The sequence below is a fragment of the Fibrella arboris genome, from assembly GCF_041321095.1.
GTDB classification, from domain to species: domain Bacteria; phylum Bacteroidota; class Bacteroidia; order Cytophagales; family Spirosomataceae; genus Fibrella; species Fibrella arboris.
Map to the genome: position 1 here is coordinate 234,868 of NZ_JBGGWE010000005.1, position 18,606 is coordinate 253,473.

Sequence of the window (18,606 nt, forward strand, 5' to 3'; positions counted from 1 at the left end):
CTATGAAGCCCCTTCTTGCTTTTCTCCTGATTCTGGGAATGGCCAACGCGCCGCAGTGGCAGCTCAATATGGATCAGGCCAAAACAGAGGCCAAGACCAGCCATAAATTCATTCTGCTCAATTTTTCAGGCTCTGACTGGTGTGGGCCGTGTATCAAACTCAAGAAAGAAGTTTTTGAATCGGAAGCGTTTTTGACCTACGCCGACAAGCATCTGGTACTGGTCCGGGCCGATTTCCCCCGCTCGAAAAAGAACCAGCTTAGTCCACAGCAGACTACCCATAATGAAAGTCTGGCCGACCGCTATAATCCCGAGGGGCAATTTCCGCTCACTGTACTGATTGACGACTCAGGCAACGAGTTGACGCATTGGGTAGGCTATCCGGCTACACTCACCGCGCAAACGCTTATAAACGAGATAGATGGTCGGCGCACCGCTACTCACTGACCCGTCTGGCCAGTTGCACAAAAAGGTGGTGCGGCTACTGGGTAACCGCTTTGAGATCAGCGCCGTAACCGGCGATGTCGCTTTCGCAGAAGCTGGGATCGACGCCGCCATTGCCGAGGTTGGCCGGATCGAGGCGCTGCTCACCACGTTTAGCCCCGACAGTCAGACGAACCAGATCAATGCCCAGGCGGGTATTGCCCCGGTGGAGGTCGATCAGGAGGTGTTTGCGCTCATTGGTCGGTCACTGAAACTATCAGCCCTGACACAGGGCGCGTTTGATATCACCTACGGCTCAATTGACAAGCGGCTCTGGAATTTCGACACGACGATGACTGCCCTACCCGACCGCGAAACGGCCCGGCAATCGGTACGGCTCATCAACTACCGGAACGTGCTGCTCAACGAAGCCGATAACAGCGTTTTTCTCCGGGAAAAGGGTATGCGTATTGGCTTCGGGGGTATTGGGAAAGGCTACGCTGCCGAACGCGCCAGGTACGTTATGGCTCGGCTGGGCGTAACATCGGGCGTTGTGAACGCAGCAGGCGACCTGACGGCCTGGGGAACACAGCCCAACGGCGAACCCTGGACCATCGGCATTGCCGACCCAACCACGCGCCAAACAGCTTTTTCCAGGCTATCGATCAGCGGGTTTGCCGTGGCCACGTCGGGCGATTACGAAAAATACGTGCTGATTGGCGGCAAACGCTACAGCCACACCATCGACCCGCGAACGGGCTACCCGGTAACGGGCTTGAAAAGCGTCACCATTCTGGCGCCAAGCGCCGAGCTTGCCGATGCCCTGACCACACCGGTCATGGTCATGGGCCGGAGCGTAGGCCTACACCTGATTGACCAGATACCGCAGGTCGGCTGCATCCTGATCGACGATAACGACCGATTGTTTACGTCAAAAAATATTCGCTTAAGTTGATTTTTGTCATCCCGACGCAAGGGGGGATCTTGAGGGTACCCCGCCATACAGTCAGCCAAAAATCAAGATCCCTCCTTGCGTCTGGATGACAAAAATCAACCCACTAAATTAACCTAATCATGAACATAACTGTCTTTAAAAACGGCCAACTTCTGGGCATCGTCGCGTTAACGCTTTCGCTCACGGGAGCCTCCTGCGTATCGGTGAAAGAGTATCAAAAAAACCGGATCAACGATTCGGAGATGGAGTTATCGAACCGCAAATCGGAGAAGTTCGAGGGCAGTTTTTACCTCTACCGGGAAGGGCCGTCGGGGGCCAGCGGTGGTAAAAGCAGCGGTGGCTGTGGCTGTAACTAAACTGACCTTCGCTACACAGCTATCCCATGAAGAAAATCGTATTCACTGTCGCCGCATTACTTTCATTATCAAGTGTCTGGGCTCAGACGAAACCCGAAACGGCTTCGTCGTATGAAGCCCGCCCGCTGAAAGTCGAAGAGATCAATTTCGTTTCCAGTTACTACAATCAGGACGGCAACAAGTCGGCCGTGACGGGTGGAATCGGCACTGAAAAACTGACCGATTTCGCCAATTCCTTCGACCTGACCTTATCGAAAACAGATCGCTACGGCCGCCTTCATTCCATTACTATCGACTTCAATATTGACGCGTACACCTCCGCTTCGTCAGACAACATTGACCCGCTGACGGTGTCATCGGCCTCGAAAAGCGACGTACATATTTATCCGTCCGTTTCGTGGCGGGTCTTTAACCCCAAAAGCCGAATCACCAAGGGGTTTGGCTATTCGTACTCAACCGAATACGATTACCGGTCGCACGGGTTTACGGCGCAGTTTGCCAAACTCTCGGCCGACCGCAACCGTGAGGTAAGCCTGCGGGCCAGCGCTTTTCTGGATACGTACAACGCTATTCTGCCGTCTGAACTTCGACCAGCGTATTATGGGTCGGGCTCGCAGGGCGATCGGGTTCAGGTAGCTAGTAAACCGCGAAACTCATTCAATCTGGCCCTGTCGGTGTCGCAGGTTGTGAATAAGCGGTTACAGATGCTGGCCACGGTTGAGCCGTCGTACCAGGACGGTCTGTTGAGCACGCCGTTCCACCGCGTGTATTTCACCAACGGAGCCGAAACGACCGAAAAATTACCCGGTACACGCCTGAAGTTCCCGGTCAGTTTACGCGCCAACTATTTTGAAGGCGATCGGGCGATTCTCCGTTCCTTTTACCGGTTCTACCTGGATGATTGGGGTATGGTGGCCCACACGGCCAGCGTTGAGGTGCCCGTGAAGCTCACACCGTTCCTGTCAGTGAGTCCCTTTTACCGGTTTCATACCCAGACGGCGGTGCGGTACTTTCACCCGTACGGCCAGCATAACCCAACCCAGACCTATTACACCAGCGATTATGACATCGGCAACATGACTACGCAGTTTGTAGGCTCCGGTGTTCGGTATGCCCCTCCGGGCGGCATCATGGGCATTCGCGGCTGGAATGCGCTGGAACTGCGCTACGGCCATTATTTACGCAGCACGGGCATGACGGCCAACATCGTCACGCTCCTGGTGAAAGTGAAGTAGGCAACTGATCCGGGCATTTTTTTGGTTGTTTTGTTGTACAGACAGGTACGTTATTGGCTACACAGTCGCTGGTTTGTCGAACAAACGGGCCGATAATCCCACCAACAACCGAACAAACAAGCCTGCTATCAGTTAATTTTGCGTCGTGGAAAAAATTAAGTTAGAGATATTAGGCTTATCGCCGAGTCAGTCGCAGTCGGGTTCGTTTGCACTGGTACTGGGCGAAGAATACGGTAATCGTCGTTTACCGATCATTATTGGCATGTTCGAAGCGCAGGCCATTGCCATCGAGATCGAGAAGATTGTGCCCAACCGGCCCATGACGCACGATCTGTTCAAGCAGTTTGCCAAGAATTTCGGCTTCACCGTGCGCGAAATCGTGATCTCTGATCTGCGCGAAGGCATTTTCTTCGCCCGTATCGTCTGCTCAGACGGTGTTCAGGAAACGGTAGTCGATGCTCGTCCGTCAGATGCTATTGCTATCGGAATCCGCTTTGGCGTATCGATCTTCACCTATGAGTCAATCTTGTCGGAAGCCGGTATTACCGCCTCGGCCGATGAAGAAGAGGAGGAGCAGGAAGAGTTGGTACGCGCATCGAACCGGTCGCCCCGTGCGTTTGGCGAGCAGTTGAAAGACATGACCGTTGATGAACTACAAAAGATGCTCGACGAAGCCCTGGGCAACGAAGAGTACGAACGGGCCGCCAAGATCCGCGACGAGATATCTAAGCGAAATTGATATAAAAATGCAGGTTAACAAGGGCATTGCCAACACCAATAACTGGTATTGGCAATGCCCTTATTGCAATTAGCAGGCTGTTTTAAACAGCGTATGTTCCAACTGATTTGTTGTTCGGCGAGTCCTGATAAAAAGGATGATCATGCGCACGCAACTACTCACGTTTTCAGCCTGCTATTTACTGGTAGCCTGCTCGGGTCTGCTACACAACGTTCCACCCGCATTTACCGGGAAAGCGGTCAGCGACCTTCCTATCCGTATTAAATCATACAGCTACCCGGCTTACCGACAGGGCGTTCAGTATAAGGCTACGGCCAACTATACGTACGACGCACAGAACCGGCTTATCCGCATCGACTCAATCAGTTACGGCCAAAGTATTGCCTATCGGTACACGGATAACCGCCTCGCCGAGCGACTGACGTACCAGAATGGTACACCCCTCATACGTACCCAGTTTTTCTACAACGCTACAGGGGAGCTGGAAAAAACTGTAGAACAAAACGGCACGGTCGCCACAGAAACCACCTACCAGTTCGATAACTCCGGGCAGTTAACTGAGCGAAAAACCGTATACCTGTCTTCCCCAAACGATGCCTTCATCAGCCGCTACACCTGGAAAAATGGCAATATGGTAGTGAGGGTTGACATGAATGGGAAAGGGCAGGAAAGGTCAGAATGGTCGTACAGTTACGATCAGCAACCGAATTACAAGGCACTACTGACTGTAAACCCTGACCCCGATCAGCCACGTACCTACAACAATCAGATTGGCGGGAAACTCGAACGGGACTACACAGGGCTCATCGACCTTTGTTCGAACCCTTTTGGCAGCCGTTACAGCTACCTCCCCAATGGTCTGGCGACACGTTGGGAAACGAGCAGTTGCAGTCTTTATTACAACGAGATCGAATACGAGGCCAAGCAGTAGCGTCCTCTTACTTATACGCTTTCGCTTCGCGGATGACGAATTTGTATTCGGCAATGTCAAGCGCTTTTTTGTAGTACTCTTTGGCCAGTGCCGGGTTATTGGCTCGTGCTGCAATTCGCGCCAAGCCGACGTAGGCCAGGCTATGTTCCTCAGTCGTGTAAGCAACGTTGACAGGCTGTTTCAGCGCCGCTTTATAAGCTACTGCCGCTGCGGAATCGTTCTTAGCTGCACGTTCGGCCAGTATGCCATCAAACGTATAAATAGCAGCCGGAAGTAGTTTATGCTGCATTTTCTTCAATTTCTGGAGCGCCGCCTGCCCTTCGTCATACCGCCCCGCCAGGAGTAACGCCTCAACGTACCTGAGCATGAAAATGGGGTTTTTCGGGTAGTGATCGACCAGAAAGTCCAGGTTTTCGACGGCTTTCGGGAAGTTAGTTTCGTGCTTTACGTAAATGTGCGCCAGATACAGATTGGCTTCCGGCCGGGTGAATAACGCCCGTTTGGCCGATACCTCCATTTGCTTCAAGCCCAACGCCATATTGCCGTCCTTGAAGAAGAACATAAACGGTTTCACCGCCGGATGATCAATTGGGTAGCGTTCAACGTAGAAGTTGTACAGGCCGGTTGAGAAGTAGAACTCAATGTTCTTATCCAGCAGCTCGAAGCCCTGCTTCATGTACACATATGCCTTCCGTGATTCACTGACGGCTTTCATCGTCTCGTTATCGAAATTGTGTTTCATCGACATATAGCCATGCGCCGTTAGCCCCAGAAAAATCGCTTCCGGGTCGTTTTTATTACGATCAATCATCCGCTCAACACCCTGAATGGCCAGATCAACCTGTTGAACGTACTGATTGGTGACAGTCCGGCTGTCGCTGATGGGCAGGTATTGCCATTGCAGCGTTAGCGCACGGAGCACCGGCACAATCGGGCTTTGCGGGTATTTTGTCTGAATCTGCCGGATGTAGGGGGCCGCTTCGGCAAACTCATAGTTGTAGATATGATCGAGTGCTTTAGCCACCGTCTGCTGAGCAGCAGGATCAGTCAGAATTTGGGCAGGGGTAAGAAAAGGAACAAGTACGAACAGAAAGAGTAGTTGGATGCGTTTCATAGGTAGGTAGTATCCCTAGTATGACTGTTTTTCGTCATTAATGGTTTATTGTCTGTCTCCGATGACTATCTGCGATGACTATCTGCGATGACTGTCTCCGATGACTATTTGCAATTGACGGTGTACTTTTGTTTGTGGCCTCGATAGTGGCTTTTGCGAACCGTTTTCAATGATTCAATATACTCAATTCGTTCTGGATAATGGCCTGAAGGTGTTTGTCCACGAGGATGCCAGCACCCCGATGGCCGCCGTCAATATTCTGTACAACGTTGGTTCTCGCGATGAAGATCCCAACCGCACGGGTTTTGCTCACCTGTTCGAACACCTGATGTTTGGCGGCTCGAAGCACATTCCGAGTTACGACGAACCCCTGCAACGGGTAGGTGGCGAGAACAACGCCTTTACTAGCCCCGACATTACGAACTACTACATTACCCTGCCCTCGGCCAATCTCGAAACCGCGTTCTGGCTCGAATCTGACCGGATGCTCAGCCTCTCGTTCGATCAGCAGGTGCTCGATGTGCAGCAGAAAGTAGTGATCGAAGAGTTCAACCAGCGCTACCTGAACCAACCCTACGGCGACGTCTGGCTGAAACTGCGGCCGCTGGCCTATCAGCAGCACCCCTACCGCTGGGCCACGATCGGCAAAGACATTAGCCACATAGAAAATGCCGTTCTGGATGATGTGAAGGCCTTTTTCTACAAATATTATTTACCTAACAACGCCATTCTGGTCGTGGCGGGCAACGTGACCACCGAGCAGGTGAAGCAATTGTGCCGGAAATGGTTCGAGCCTATTCCGGCCGGGAAAGACTATGTCCGTAGCCTGCCCGCCGAAGCTCGCCAGACACAGGCTCGTTTTGAAGAGACAATGGCCGATGTGCCGCTGAATGCGCTCTACAAAGCCTACCACATGCCGGGCCGGTTCGATGCCGGTTTTGCCGAAGCTGATCTGCTAAGCGACCTGCTGGGCCGTAGTAAATCGTCGCGGTTGTATCAGAAACTGTTGAAAGAGCAGTCGCTGTTCAGCAACGTCGGGGCGTACATCACGTCATCGATCGACCCAGGGTTGCTGCTGGTTCAGGGCACGCTGAATGAAGGGGTAACCCTCGAAGAGGCCGATGCTGCCGTGCAGGGCGTCTTACAGGCAGTGATCGACCAATACGTACCTGACGAAGAACTCACGAAAGTAAAAAACCAGGCCGAGTCGACCCTGGCTTTTTCGGAAGTGGAGTTATTGAACCGGGCTATGAACCTTGCCTTTGCTGCCAACGCGGGTGATCCCGAACTGGTAAATCAGGAAGCCGAAAAAATTCAGGCCGTTACGCCCGAGGCTATTCAAACCGCTGCCCGCCAGATTCTACGTCCCGAAAACAGCTCAACGCTTTACTACCGGCGGGAAGAAGCTGCCTGAACGAGGTCAGGCTTACTATAAACTGGTAACTTCGTGACCGTTACGCTTCATGCGGAACAGAATTCATGTCATCATCTGTCTATATCAGTTCAACAGGTATGAATAAGATACTGCTAAAGTCACTTACTCAAGAAGATCTCGACGCCATTTCGCGTCGATTCAAAGAGGAATTGACCGTGCTGTATGGAGAAAGGCTGGAAAGACTAGTCTTGTTTGGTTCCTATGCGCGGGGAAACTACACACCAGATTCAGATGTAGACTATCTGGTTGTTCTTAACCAGCATCCAGTACAATTCGGGCAGGAGGTTGATAAAATAAGTCAGATATCCAGCGACTTAGGGATCGAGTATACAGTACACATATCAGCTAAACCCGTTTCTGTAGTTGATTACAAGTCGTCGAGCCGTCTGTTCTATCAAGCCGTTCGGAGTGAGGGTATCACATTATGAATGAGGATGTGATCGCATGCCTTCAAAAGGCTGAAGATGTTTAATTGATTGCCAGATTCTCGTTCGTGAAGATCGCTATGAAGCAGCTTGCAACCGGACCTACTACGCCTTTTTTGATGCGATCCGCGCCCTATTAGCCAGCAAGCAAATTGGCATAAATTCTCACAGCGCTGCCCAATCACTCTTCGGGTTGCACTTTGTAAAAACCGGTTTATTCGATAAGAAATATAGCCGTGATGTGAACCGACTGCTGGAAAAACGTCAGGGCGCTGATAACGAACTCAATGTCGTTCTTACTCAATATGACGCAGAAAACAGCCTGCAAACAGCGACAGAGTTTGTTAGCGCTGTCCGTCAGTATATAAAGACACTCACCATTACATGAAAATTCGCGTTGGACAGGGCTACGACGTCCATAAACTCGTAGAAGGACATCCGTTTTGGCTGGGTGGTATTCAGATTCCGCACACCCACGGAGCCTACGGTCACTCCGATGCCGATATTGTTTGCCACGTCATCTGCGACGCCCTGCTGGGAGCGGCCAACATGCGGAACATCGGGTATCACTTTTCCGACAAAGATCCGCGCTGGAAAGGGGTCGACAGCAAAGTATTGCTGGCCGAGGTGATGCGCATGATTCGTGAAGCGGGATGGGAAGTCGGCAACGTCGACGTGACCGTGGTGTTGCAGGAGCCGAAATTGAACCCATACATTCCGGCTATGGTGACTTGCCTGGCTGGCGTGATGAACGTACCCAGCGAAGACATTGCCATCAAAGCCACCACCTCCGAACACATGGGCTTCGTCGGTCGGAAAGAGGGCATCGCGGGGTTTTGTGTGGCGTTGATACAGAAAGACTAAGGCCTATTGCTTCTGGATGATAAATACCTCCTGTTTCGGTCCGCAAATCTTTTGACGGGCAAATTCCCGGGCTACGGCTTCCTGCACAACAAACGGCGCTTCTTCTACCTGAGCAGCGTTGATCCAGACGCGAACGTCGAACTGGATCGCATCGGCGGTGAGTTTGCTCAGCAACACATCATGATGCTGGTCGGGCAACAGATGGGTAGCCTTATCCAGTGCCTGCTGGATAGCCGTCCGGACCTGATCAATATCATGATCGCGGTCGACCAGAAATTGGGCCTCTATCCGCAACGTACCCAGCCGCGAATAGTTAATAATCGGGCAATTGGTCAGCGAATTATTGGGTAATGTCAGCGTTCGGTTGTCGTTGGTAATGAGCACGGTGTTGAATAGTTGAACGGCTTCAACGTAGCCCGTCAACCCCTGCGTGGCGATCAGATCACCAACCCGAAACGGTTTAAACGCCAGGATAAGCAGTCCACCCGCGAAATTGGCCAGGCTATTTTGCAAGGCCAGCCCGATCGCGATACCTGCCGCCCCAATCACAGCCACAAACGAGGTCGTTTCAACACCTAACGCGCTTAGTACACTAAGCACCAACGCTATCCGTAATCCGATGCGGAGCGTTGCCAACAGGAAAGGCTGTACGTCGCGCTCAACGTGTTGCCGATTCATCAAGCGGCTGATGGCCTGCACAATCAGTTTGATCAGCCATAACCCGCCAGCTGCCAACAGACCAGCCATTAATAACTGCCAGCCGTACTGAGACAGGTGTTCGGTGAAAGTGGTATGAAGTTGATTGAGGGATTTCATGGTGGTGTAACAAAATGTAGGGCCCGTACCGGCAGACAGCCGGTACGGGCCCTATAAACAAATCGGGCTCTACTTCTGGCCGTACTTCGTCTTGAATTTGTTGTACAGGCGTTTGTGCTTGTCGTCGAGGTCAACTTTACGGCCCTGAATGAAGGCGTGTTCAACCAGGTTGGTCCGCATATCGAGCAGGTCGCCTTTCGACACAACGAGCGTGGCTTGTTTACCGGGCTCCAACGTACCTACCTGCCCGTCGATACCCAGAATTTTGGCTGTATTCGACGTAACCATTTTCAGGGCTTCTTCCCGGTCAGTCACCCCAAATCCAGCGGCTGTTCCGGCCAGGAAAGGCAGATTGCGGGTCCGCCACCATTCTTCGGCATAGCTGAGGCTCACCATCACCCCTGCTTTTTGCAGAATGCCCGGTAGGCGGTAGGGCAGGTCGGTCGGTTCATCCTGCCGGTTGGGCAGGCGGTGCAACGCACTCAGGATCACAGGTACGTTGTTTTCTTTCAGGAAACCAGCCACCTTATCCGCATCTTCAGCCCCGACAATTACCACTTTGGCTACGCCTGCCGCTTTGGCAAAACGCACCGCTTCGATGATATCTTTGGCATAATCGGCCCGGACATACAGGTTCTGTGTGCCTTTGAAGAGGCCTTTCATCGATTCAAACCGGAGGTTCGACGAGGCTTGTTTGGCCGCATTCGTGCCAGCCTCAGCATAGGCTTTCGCTTCGGCAAAGGTGGCCTGCAGTGCCCGAATGGCCTCATCGCGGCGGTCGTTTTTCTTTATCGCAGCCTGGAACGTGTCAAAATCAAACTCACGGGCATAATAGCCTGGCCAGTTCAGCCAGAGCCCGTCATCTTTCCGGAGCACCGCATCCTCCCAGTTCCAGCCATCGGCATACATCACCGACGACGAACCAGAAATAGTACCGCCCATCGGCATGGCCTGCGTCAGCAAAACGCCGTTATTCCTGATTGTTGGAATAATTTCAGAATCCGAGTCATAGGCGATGAGCGACCGCATGTTTGGATTCAACACGCCAATTTCGCGCGAATCGACCGTGGCGCGCACCGAGGCGATTTCCTGCAAACCAACCAGCGATGCCGGTGAGATCAGGCCGGGGTAAATGTGTTTCCCTGTAACGTCGATCACCTGCATTTCGCTGGTGTTCAGCCGAACGGTGCTGGCATCGGCCACATTGGTAATCACACCCTTGTCGAAGGTGATCAGCCCATTCTGAATCACCTGACCGGTGCCTGTGTGTATGGTGGCTCCCATCAGGGCGATGGGGCGCTCCTGCGCTTTACCCGGCGCAGGGTTCTGGCCAAAGCTCGTAAGCGAGGCCAGCGATAATAGGGTAATGAGAATGTGTTTCATGTTGTATAATGTCATTGGTTGTCAGTACGCTTTGCTGTCAGTATGTGGTCATTAATTGTCATCAAGTAGTCGTTGATAGTTTTCAACGAATGACAATCAATGACCACATACTGCCAGCAAAGCGTACTGACTATTTTTCTTCTCCTTCGGCGAATACCCCTTCAACATCTTCGCAATGCCACATCCGCTGACGGCGCATGGTTGGCCGTACTGTAGACTGCCCACCGGTTTTAGCCTGCAACATCTTCTGGATCAGGCGGGCGCGTTCGGCCTCCATCGTTTCACGGTTCTTGTCGTCGCTTTCCCGGCTGTAATAGATCGCGCCTTCGATCATCGTGAATTCAGGCCGGGCGTAGATCGACAGCGGGTTGTTGTTCCACAGCACCAGATCGGCATCTTTACCGACCTTGATACTGCCCATACGGCTATCCAGATGGAGCAGTTTGGCGGGGTTCAGGGTTACCATTTTCCAGGCTTGCTCTTCCGTCATGCCACCATACAGCACGGTCTTGGCTGCTTCCTGGTTCAGGCGGCGGGCCATTTCAGCATCATCCGAGTTGATCGATACCGTTACCCCCTCACGACTCATCAGGGCCGCATTGTATGGAATGGCGTCTTTCACCTCCATTTTGTAAGCCCACCAGTCAGCGAATGATGAACCACCCACGCCGTGCTTGGCCATCTTATCGGCCACTTTATAACCTTCCAGGATGTGCGTAAACGTGTTGACTTTGAAGCCCAGTGAATCGGCCACTTTCAGCAGCATATTAATCTCCGACTGTACGTAGGAGTGACAGGTAATGAACCGTTTTTTGGCCAGGATCTCAGCTAGTGCGTCAAGTTCAATATCCCGGCGGGGCATTTCCAGCGCGGTACTCGTGGTAGCTTTCTTTCCTTTGGCGGGTGCGGCGGCCTGCGCATTGTAGTCGGCCCAGGCTTTGGCGTATTCCTTGGCACGCATGAAGTGGTCCATGTATACCTGCTCAACACCCATCCGCGTTTGCGGGAAGCGTACCTGAGCGGCCGCCGGGGCGCTCGACTGCTTCACGTTCTCACCCAGGGCGAACTTGATGAACCCGTCGGCCCCTTTGATCAGCATGTTCCCGGCCGGCTCGCCCCATTTCAATTTCACAATGGCCGACTGACCACCAATGGCGTTGGCCGAACCATGCAACAACTGCGACGACGTGACGCCACCCGCCAGTTGCCGGTAGATATTGATATCATCCGGGTTAATGGCATCTGACATACGTACCTCGGCTGTGCTCGACTGTGACCCCTCGTTGATCGACACCAGGGCAATGTGCGAGTGCTCATCGATGATCCCGTTGGTCAGGTGCTTTCCGGTTCCGTCAACAACGCTTCCACTGGCGGGGGCAGGCAGGTTTTTACCAATCTGCGCAATCTTGCCATCGGTCACCAGCACGTCCATAGTTGGCTGAATACCATCGGCTTCGTTCGTCCAAACGGTTGCGTTACGAATCAGCAGGGTCTGTGCCTGTGGTTTTTTGGCGTTACCCATACCCACAAACGGATACAACATACCGCCAAGCTGTGGTTTTCTGGCCGTATCGGCTTTGGCCACAGACGCGCTGAACGGTTTGCTCATCGTGGCTGACCAGGTCACCCGCTGGCCGTTGGGTTGTTCACCATCGCCTTTGAAACCCGTGCCGTCGCGGTAACCCGTCAGGCGGGTGATGGCGTTGGGTTGGCGACGGTTCAGGGCCACCCGCATCGAGATCAGGTTGTTATCAATCGTTACCGTCGGTGTCAGTTTTGTGGTGTCGCTAACCGTCACCTGATACGTTGGTTTCTCCGGGTTATCGCCCGTCACCAGCAGTTTCAGAGTGGGGCGGTCCGACGATCCGGCATTGCCAATCTTCAGGTCATACGTACCCCGGATATCAGCTACGTTCGGGTTGGTCACCACGTACTGTTTACCCTGGATCCAGTTTTCGTAGATGACATTCGTTGGCGAAAAGATATTGCCCGACGTGATCACGAAATTGGCTACTTTACCCACTGCCAACGTACCCAGCAGGTCATCGGCTTTAATGAGTCTGGCCGGCCCGACCGTCAGTGCTTCCAGCGCTTTTTGCTCAGAAAGTCCGTTTTCGATGGCTTTACGCACATTGGCCATGAACTCGGTACGGTTCCGCAGGCCCGAGCTGGTCAGCACAAACGGAATGTTGGCAGCAGCCAGCATGGCGGCATTGGCAGGTGCCATTTCCCAGTGTTTCATTTCGGCCAGCGATACGTTGTCGGCATCCCAGGCATCTTCAACATCATAGGCTTGTGGGTACGTTACCGGCACAATAAGCGTCGCGCCCGTTGCCTTAATCTCGTCGATCCGTTGGTATTCATCACCACCACCCCGGATGATGAACTGCATCCTGAACTCATCACCGATGTTATCGGCCCGTAGAACGCCTAGTTTATCGCCCGCTTCAAAGAAGGCAGGAACGCCCGCCAGCCTGTTAAATGCGCTGAGTGACAGGTTCATTTGCGCCTTCTGATTCGAGCGTTTGAACCAATCGGCATCGTATAGCGCCTGCCGGATCAAAGCTACTGTACCCATGATCGAGTTCGGGTTCGACTGGCCCGAGGTTCCTTTACTGAACGAGAAATGCTGGCTCAGTCCACTGCGCAGCAACACCTGATTTTCGCGATCGTCGGCCACGGTTACCAGCGCGCCGCTACCCCGGGCAATACCATCGTGGTTGTGCGTCAACACCGCCCCAAAGCCTAGCTTACGCAGTTCATCGGCCTTGGCCGTGGTCACTTTAAAGAGCTGACTGGCATCGTTTTCGGGCTGAATGGCCTGATTCCAGTAATAGGCTCCTTTTTTGTTGGATTCAAGCTGAGGTGTGCCGCCGAAACCCCGGCCCTGACCCGGTGCCCCCCGAACGATTTCGGGCATACCGTAGTCAGAATCAATATCAATCAGGCCCGGGTAGATCCGCCGTCCGGCCAGATTGGCGACAACGGCTCCAGCCGGTACCGTTACGGATGTGCCAATGGCTTCGATACGGCCATTACGGACAATAAGCGTGGCATTTTGCAGCGTAGTTTGTGGGTCAACCACGATGGTTGCGTTGGTAAACGCGTAGAGGTTTGGCCGTTCGTCATGGACACCATTCTGGGGAATTATGGTTTGTGCCAGCCCCGACTGTGCCAACCCGACTGCCAACAAGAGCAACAGGAGATGTTTACGCATGTAGATGAGTGTTCAATTTAGTTTAAGCATCAAAAATAGCTGTGCCAACGAAAGAATAACCCGCCATTCGGCATCACACCTTACAAAAGGGGTGATTTCAGGCAAAAAGCCAAATAAACTCCGTTTTACAGCAAAAAAAGTACAGCCAATAGACTGTACTTTTTTGAACTACTTATTTTCGCCTTTACTCTAAATGGGCTTTTCGACGCTCAGCGCCAGTATGCCATTTCGGCCCCTTTGATCAGTGCGGTTCTTGTCTGCGCGGTTTTTCCATCGAAATCGAGGATCGTTATGGTGGCCTCCCCGGTTCCAACGTTACTCAGGTTGGTGAAGATGATTTTCGATCCGTTTGGCGAGAAACGGGGTTCCAAATCATTCGTGCCCGCTGGTTTAGTAGTGCCCTCGGCCATAAAATCGCGGGGGGCCGACTTGGCCGCCACCGTTAGCAAGGCTAGCTGTGCATTCAATTGACGCCCCTGCTCATTCTGGTAGGCGATGCGATCATACGAAAACAGCACCTCCTGGCCGGTGATTGAAAAGACGGGGTTCCCCACCCGGCCGCCCGTTCTGGTATAGATCGTCAGCGTGTCTTTACCCTGCCCCTGCGGCGACATTGTCACAAAACGCGTGTCGTAGATAGTGGCGCCGTAAGTACGGGCAATGATCCGGTCACCCTGCGGTGTCCAGTCACAGCCGGCAAAGGTGCGGCCAACGGGGGCCTGCGCCACTACCCGCTGCCCATTTCCCGACCCATCGGCATTCACAACATATAGTTTATTGTTACCCGGATAAAGCAGTTGCGTGCCGTCGGGCGACCAGCAGAAGGCGAGGTCCGATGGTACCAGACCGGCAATGGGTACCGTTGTTACCCGGCGTAGATTGCTCCCGTCGGCATTCATCACGAAGAGATGCAGGTCCGTTTCCACGTTGGAGATAAACGCAATCTGTTTCTTGTTCAGGCTGGTGTTCGGACTGGCAACGGGCCGCCAGTTACTACCCGTCTGCGTGAGTTGAATGACATTGACTCCATCTGTAGAAACAAAAATCTGGTAGCGACCGTCTACGCGCCGCGCAAAGGTATAGGGGGCATCGGGAAACGGCGCCGTTCGGAAACTCCACATCTTTCCTGTTACCGAGTTCACTCCATCTGAAACAGTCACCTGCCAGTAATACGTGGTTCCGTACGACAGATTCTTCAGCACCAGCGAGTCGGCAGCCAGGCTCGTCAGTGTCTGCATCGGCACCGTACTTCCCTCCCGTGTGATGACGACCTCATAAGTCAGCGGGTCTCTGTTTGGGTCAGTTGCTTTCCATTTCAGCACGGTCGTCGTCGACACGGCACTCATACTGTTGGTCGGCGACAGGAGCGTAGGTTCTGTTGGCAGCGGATTTTCGCTCACCAGATACAGTATGGTGGCTGTCCCGTAATTTCCAGCTACCTCAACGGATGTCAGTTCATCGCGGAATGCTTCTTTAGAGGCCTGTAGCGTGTATTTACCGGCCAGGATGGTATCGAACCGGAAACGGCCCAGCGTATCGGACTGAACGGTGCGGCCGGAGGGGTTCAACCGAATGGCCGCCCTGTTGATGGGCTTCCCGTCCTTTTTATTGATTATCTGGCCGGTAACCGATCCATATTGAAGAGGTTCCACCAGTACCTCTTCCGTACAGCCCCAAACCGTGGGCAGGAGGCCGATAAGTAAGCCGATTAGCTGTATACGTTTCATGGCTTTCTATTGTTAGCTGTCATTGAACGATTCCGGGCCGAGCGAGCGAGGTAGAACGACAGGCCAACCGAACCACGCAGGTAGTAGTCGTTGTGGCTACCCGACTGAAGACCGTCGAGTGCATCGGTCATCGGCTGCTGATACGCCAGCGTGGTTCGCACACCCATCAGTCGATTCATGGCGTATTCGATCCCGATGCCACCGTTGAGCAGCCCATACTGCCTGCCGCGTACAGCTACCGGCGAACCCCCAACGCGACAGGCGATCATTCCAACGCCGGCGTAGATCAGTGGCGTGATCCTGCGAAACGGCAATGAGCGGTAAATCAGGTTTGCCTCTATCGTGCTGACCGGGCAACTAAAGCGCTGATCACTGGCCAGGGTGCCCACCCCCATAGTGAGCTGCACACCAACCGAGTGCGACAGGTACGCATCGGCCGCCACCCCATACCCCAGCCGAAGGCCCGTTGTGGCGAAATCACCGGCGTAGCGCCAAGCCGACGCATAGGGGTGAATCGTAAGCCGCGATGGGTCAACGGTGTTGCGCGCTCCATGCTCATCGGTCTGGCTCATCGCCAGTTTTTCCTCGTCATAGGCCAGCAGCATGGTTCGGGCCTGGTCAGCGGATTTGGCATCAACCGTCCAGAGGTTATCGCGGATTCCTTCCAGTACCAGGGCCTGTACGGCTTTTTCAATGGCTTCCGTCACGGCCAGCTGAGCCGGCTCGTTGGTGGCGAAGCCCGTTTCTACTTCGAGCAGGCGCTTGAAACTGACGTACCTGAACGTACCTGCGTCGACGGCCTGCGAGAGTATGGTTTTCGACGTATATACTGTTTTGAGAATCTTCCCTGATTTGGTGGCTACGGCCCGGAGATAGACCGTTACCCGATCCTGCCGGTACTGGCTGGAGCCACCCGTACCGAAGAACCGTAGGCCGGCGCCCCCCGTCATTGTGTTGGCATCGTAGGAAACAATTCCTCCTTCCAGGATAAGCCCCGCAAACATCAGCGGAGGCAGGTTGTCATTCTCCTTGTACTGGGCCAGGCTAGACCGGATAATCTTGCGTTCGTTGAGCAGATTACCCATATTTTCGCGTTCGATAGGCACAAACCAGCCGCTTTCTTCCAGCGCTTTCAACAGAATATTGGTAGTCCCCTGCGATACGGCCGTTGAAAACCCCGACCCCGTTTCGCTCTGTTTATACTGGCCGGTCTGATCCCGAAACTTGTAAACGGCCGCTACTAACTTCTCCTGTGGCGTTGGTAGTTTATGGAGCTCGGCGGTTGCAGCGGTCCCCTCGCCCAGCCGGGCCGACCGGGTACGTGTAGGCTGGTAAAAGTAGGCATTGCACCCAGTCAGCAGCCAGGCCAGGCCGCTGACAACCAATACTATAGATCGGTTTCCTGTAAATAACGTGTTCATGGCGAAAATGGAGTAAGGAATGATGTACGCGGGGTGAAATCAGAGATAAGGCACTGTGATGGAGCTTTCGCCCCCTTTACCATCGTTGATACGGATGATGACCCCTTCGGCCGCATTGCTGATCACTACCTGCATATCCCCGAAGGAGAACGTACCTTCTTTCAGGCCGTCTTCGCCAAACTGTTTGCTGAGGATGTTCTGCGACAGCCGACTCAGCAGTTGCCGCTGTAGGTTATCAGAGAAACTCTGTAGCGATGAGCTGCTGTTCAGCCCGTTCAGGCTGGTCGCTGACGTGTTTTTGGCCGCGGGATCTTTATGGGTATCCTGGGCCTGTGCCGAGCTGAGCAGCCACTGGTAATTGAAGGTGTTACCGCCAAAAGCCGGATTGTTGGGGCGGTAAACAAGAGCCTGTGCACAAAGCGGATGCAGACCGGCAGCGAGCAGCAGGGCGATGAGGATGACTGGCGTTTTCATAGACAGATAGCTTGATAAGTTGTGCTGTCTGTATATCGCAGGATGGCAAAAAGGTTAACAGGAAAACACTACACGCCTGCTGACGGGCATTGGCTGCCTGGCGAGAATAGCCCATCAGCAGGAACGTAGTGTCGCCTTCAATATACGCCGGTGCCTTGCTGGTCTCTGGTGTTCAGTCGCTGCTGCGTTTCCTGCCTGGAAGCCAGATAGTCGCGAACCACTTCCAGTGCATAAAGTGCGTCTTCTTCCAGCAACTCGTAACGGGCCTGCACAAACTGCTCCCAAACGGGCTGATCGTCGATGCTGATCACGATTTGGTTGGCCGTGCCCGGCGACGGAATTTCTTCCACCAGAATCACCAGGCCGATCGTCACCAGTGTATCGGTGCACTGCCGGTTGGTATCGGTCGGCATGGTCCGGTCTGTCCAGTATGTATAGAACAAGTCGTAGAAATCCTTGCCGACTTTAGTACGGGTGTTATCCAGAATCAGGCTGCTACCCGTATCGTTCCGTAAATCTTCGAGCAACTTTCCGCGTAGATCGAACTCCTCATCCGACGCGGGGTCCTGGGCAATAGCCAGCACTGGCAACAGGGCCAGGACCAGCCCACATATGGTTTTCATATCAGTACCCGTTTTGTATCTGTAGCTGCATACCGCCTGTTTGTTCTATCCGCAGAGGCACACCCACAGCCCGGCCATTGCCGGTTTGAATGAGCTGGTTATTATCGCCATGTTGCCATACGTCCAGTTGGGTGTTGCTATACCGTGACTGCCACCGGGCCACATTATGATTGCCTTGCTGGGCAAACGTATAGCGGCTGTTTTCTCCGGTCAACGTAAGCTCCAACACATTGGCTGTACCCTGTTGCAGCAGGCTTACTGTAGTACCCTGGCCAGTTACCCGATCTTGTGGTTGACTGAGTTGGCCCATCTGTACACGAATTACCTCACCAGCCAATAACCCCGACAGGGCCTGGCCAGCACCTGGTTGCCGGACATACGCGTCCGACTGAGCCAAAGCCACTATAGGGTGGGCAATTAGCAGCAGGAAAAACAGGCGTTTCATAGAAAATCTGGTTTAAATGACCAC

Annotated in this window: 19 protein-coding genes; 10 read left to right on the forward strand and 9 right to left on the reverse strand. The window is 53.4% G+C overall.

Going from position 1 to position 18,606, the window contains the following annotated elements:
* Positions 1 to 2: 2 nt before the first annotated feature.
* The 6 genes from ACAW75_RS10840 (at position 3) to ACAW75_RS10865 (ending at position 4,638) form a co-directional block, all read left to right on the forward strand.
* Complete coding sequence (locus tag ACAW75_RS10840) at positions 3 to 446, forward strand: thioredoxin family protein (RefSeq protein ID WP_370728735.1); 444 nt, start codon at positions 3 to 5, stop codon at positions 444 to 446.
* Complete coding sequence (locus ACAW75_RS10845) at positions 421 to 1,377, forward strand: FAD:protein FMN transferase (protein ID WP_370728736.1); 957 nt, start codon at positions 421 to 423, stop codon at positions 1,375 to 1,377. Before ACAW75_RS10840 ends, ACAW75_RS10845 begins: the two co-directional genes overlap by 26 nt.
* 119 nt (positions 1,378 to 1,496) lie before the next feature.
* Positions 1,497 to 1,733, forward strand: a complete 237-nt coding sequence (locus ACAW75_RS10850) for a DUF4266 domain-containing protein (protein ID WP_370728737.1) — start codon at positions 1,497 to 1,499, stop codon at positions 1,731 to 1,733.
* A 26-nt stretch (positions 1,734 to 1,759) separates the two neighbouring features.
* A complete protein-coding gene (locus ACAW75_RS10855) occupies positions 1,760 to 2,968 on the forward strand; it encodes a DUF3570 domain-containing protein (protein ID WP_370728738.1) in 1,209 nt (402 codons plus the stop codon).
* Positions 2,969 to 3,113: 145 nt separating this feature from the next.
* Positions 3,114 to 3,707 (forward strand): bifunctional nuclease domain-containing protein, encoded by a 594-nt coding sequence (locus ACAW75_RS10860; RefSeq protein ID WP_370728740.1) that lies wholly within the window; start codon positions 3,114 to 3,116, stop codon positions 3,705 to 3,707.
* A 142-nt stretch (positions 3,708 to 3,849) separates the two neighbouring features.
* A complete protein-coding gene (locus ACAW75_RS10865; RefSeq protein ID WP_370728741.1) occupies positions 3,850 to 4,638 on the forward strand; it encodes a hypothetical protein in 789 nt (262 codons plus the stop codon).
* A gap of 7 nt (positions 4,639 to 4,645) precedes the next feature.
* Here the strand turns inward: ACAW75_RS10865 and ACAW75_RS10870 are convergent, their stop codons facing one another.
* Positions 4,646 to 5,752: a tetratricopeptide repeat protein gene (locus tag ACAW75_RS10870; RefSeq protein WP_370728742.1), complete on the reverse strand. Its 1,107-nt coding sequence runs from the start codon at positions 5,750 to 5,752 to the stop codon at positions 4,646 to 4,648.
* Positions 5,753 to 5,921: 169 nt separating this feature from the next.
* Here ACAW75_RS10870 and ACAW75_RS10875 point away from each other — a divergent pair, with 169 nt between their 5' ends.
* From ACAW75_RS10875 to ispF, 4 genes are all read left to right on the forward strand, one after another.
* Positions 5,922 to 7,166, forward strand: coding sequence for a M16 family metallopeptidase (locus ACAW75_RS10875; RefSeq protein WP_370728743.1), 1,245 nt, complete (start codon positions 5,922 to 5,924; stop codon positions 7,164 to 7,166).
* 98 nt (positions 7,167 to 7,264) lie between these two features.
* Positions 7,265 to 7,615: a nucleotidyltransferase family protein gene (locus ACAW75_RS10880; protein WP_370728744.1), complete on the forward strand. Its 351-nt coding sequence runs from the start codon at positions 7,265 to 7,267 to the stop codon at positions 7,613 to 7,615.
* A gap of 43 nt (positions 7,616 to 7,658) precedes the next feature.
* Positions 7,659 to 8,000: a HEPN domain-containing protein gene (locus ACAW75_RS10885; protein WP_370728961.1), complete on the forward strand. Its 342-nt coding sequence runs from the start codon at positions 7,659 to 7,661 to the stop codon at positions 7,998 to 8,000.
* Complete coding sequence (ispF, locus tag ACAW75_RS10890; protein ID WP_370728745.1) at positions 7,997 to 8,476, forward strand: 2-C-methyl-D-erythritol 2,4-cyclodiphosphate synthase; 480 nt, start codon at positions 7,997 to 7,999, stop codon at positions 8,474 to 8,476. The genes ACAW75_RS10885 and ispF overlap by 4 nt, the downstream gene beginning before the upstream one ends.
* 3 nt (positions 8,477 to 8,479) lie before the next feature.
* Here the strand turns inward: ispF and ACAW75_RS10895 are convergent, their stop codons facing one another.
* The 8 genes from ACAW75_RS10895 to ACAW75_RS10930 form a co-directional block, all read right to left on the reverse strand.
* Positions 8,480 to 9,292 (reverse strand): mechanosensitive ion channel family protein, encoded by an 813-nt coding sequence (locus ACAW75_RS10895; RefSeq protein WP_370728746.1) that lies wholly within the window; start codon positions 9,290 to 9,292, stop codon positions 8,480 to 8,482.
* A 69-nt stretch (positions 9,293 to 9,361) separates the two neighbouring features.
* Positions 9,362 to 10,675, reverse strand: a complete 1,314-nt coding sequence (locus tag ACAW75_RS10900; protein WP_370728747.1) for an amidohydrolase family protein — start codon at positions 10,673 to 10,675, stop codon at positions 9,362 to 9,364.
* Positions 10,676 to 10,805: 130 nt separating this feature from the next.
* The gene (locus ACAW75_RS10905; protein WP_370728748.1) at positions 10,806 to 13,892 is read right to left on the reverse strand and encodes an amidohydrolase family protein; all 3,087 of its coding nucleotides are present in this window, start codon (positions 13,890 to 13,892) and stop codon (positions 10,806 to 10,808) included.
* A 209-nt stretch (positions 13,893 to 14,101) separates the two neighbouring features.
* Entirely contained in the window at positions 14,102 to 15,619 is a 1,518-nt protein-coding gene (locus ACAW75_RS10910) for a carboxypeptidase regulatory-like domain-containing protein (protein WP_370728749.1), read from the reverse strand.
* Positions 15,616 to 17,040, reverse strand: coding sequence for a CsgG/HfaB family protein (locus tag ACAW75_RS10915; RefSeq protein ID WP_370728750.1), 1,425 nt, complete (start codon positions 17,038 to 17,040; stop codon positions 15,616 to 15,618). The genes ACAW75_RS10910 and ACAW75_RS10915 overlap by 4 nt, the downstream gene beginning before the upstream one ends.
* Before the next feature lie 39 nt (positions 17,041 to 17,079).
* Positions 17,080 to 17,514, reverse strand: a complete 435-nt coding sequence (locus ACAW75_RS10920) for a curli production assembly/transport component CsgF (protein ID WP_370728751.1) — start codon at positions 17,512 to 17,514, stop codon at positions 17,080 to 17,082.
* A gap of 137 nt (positions 17,515 to 17,651) precedes the next feature.
* The gene (locus ACAW75_RS10925; protein WP_370728752.1) at positions 17,652 to 18,137 is read right to left on the reverse strand and encodes a CsgE family curli-type amyloid fiber assembly protein; all 486 of its coding nucleotides are present in this window, start codon (positions 18,135 to 18,137) and stop codon (positions 17,652 to 17,654) included.
* A 1-nt stretch (position 18,138) separates the two neighbouring features.
* Positions 18,139 to 18,582 carry a hypothetical protein gene (locus tag ACAW75_RS10930; RefSeq protein ID WP_370728753.1) on the reverse strand — a complete coding sequence of 148 codons (444 nt, stop codon included), beginning with the start codon at positions 18,580 to 18,582 and terminating at the stop codon, positions 18,139 to 18,141.
* Positions 18,583 to 18,606 lie beyond the last annotated feature (24 nt).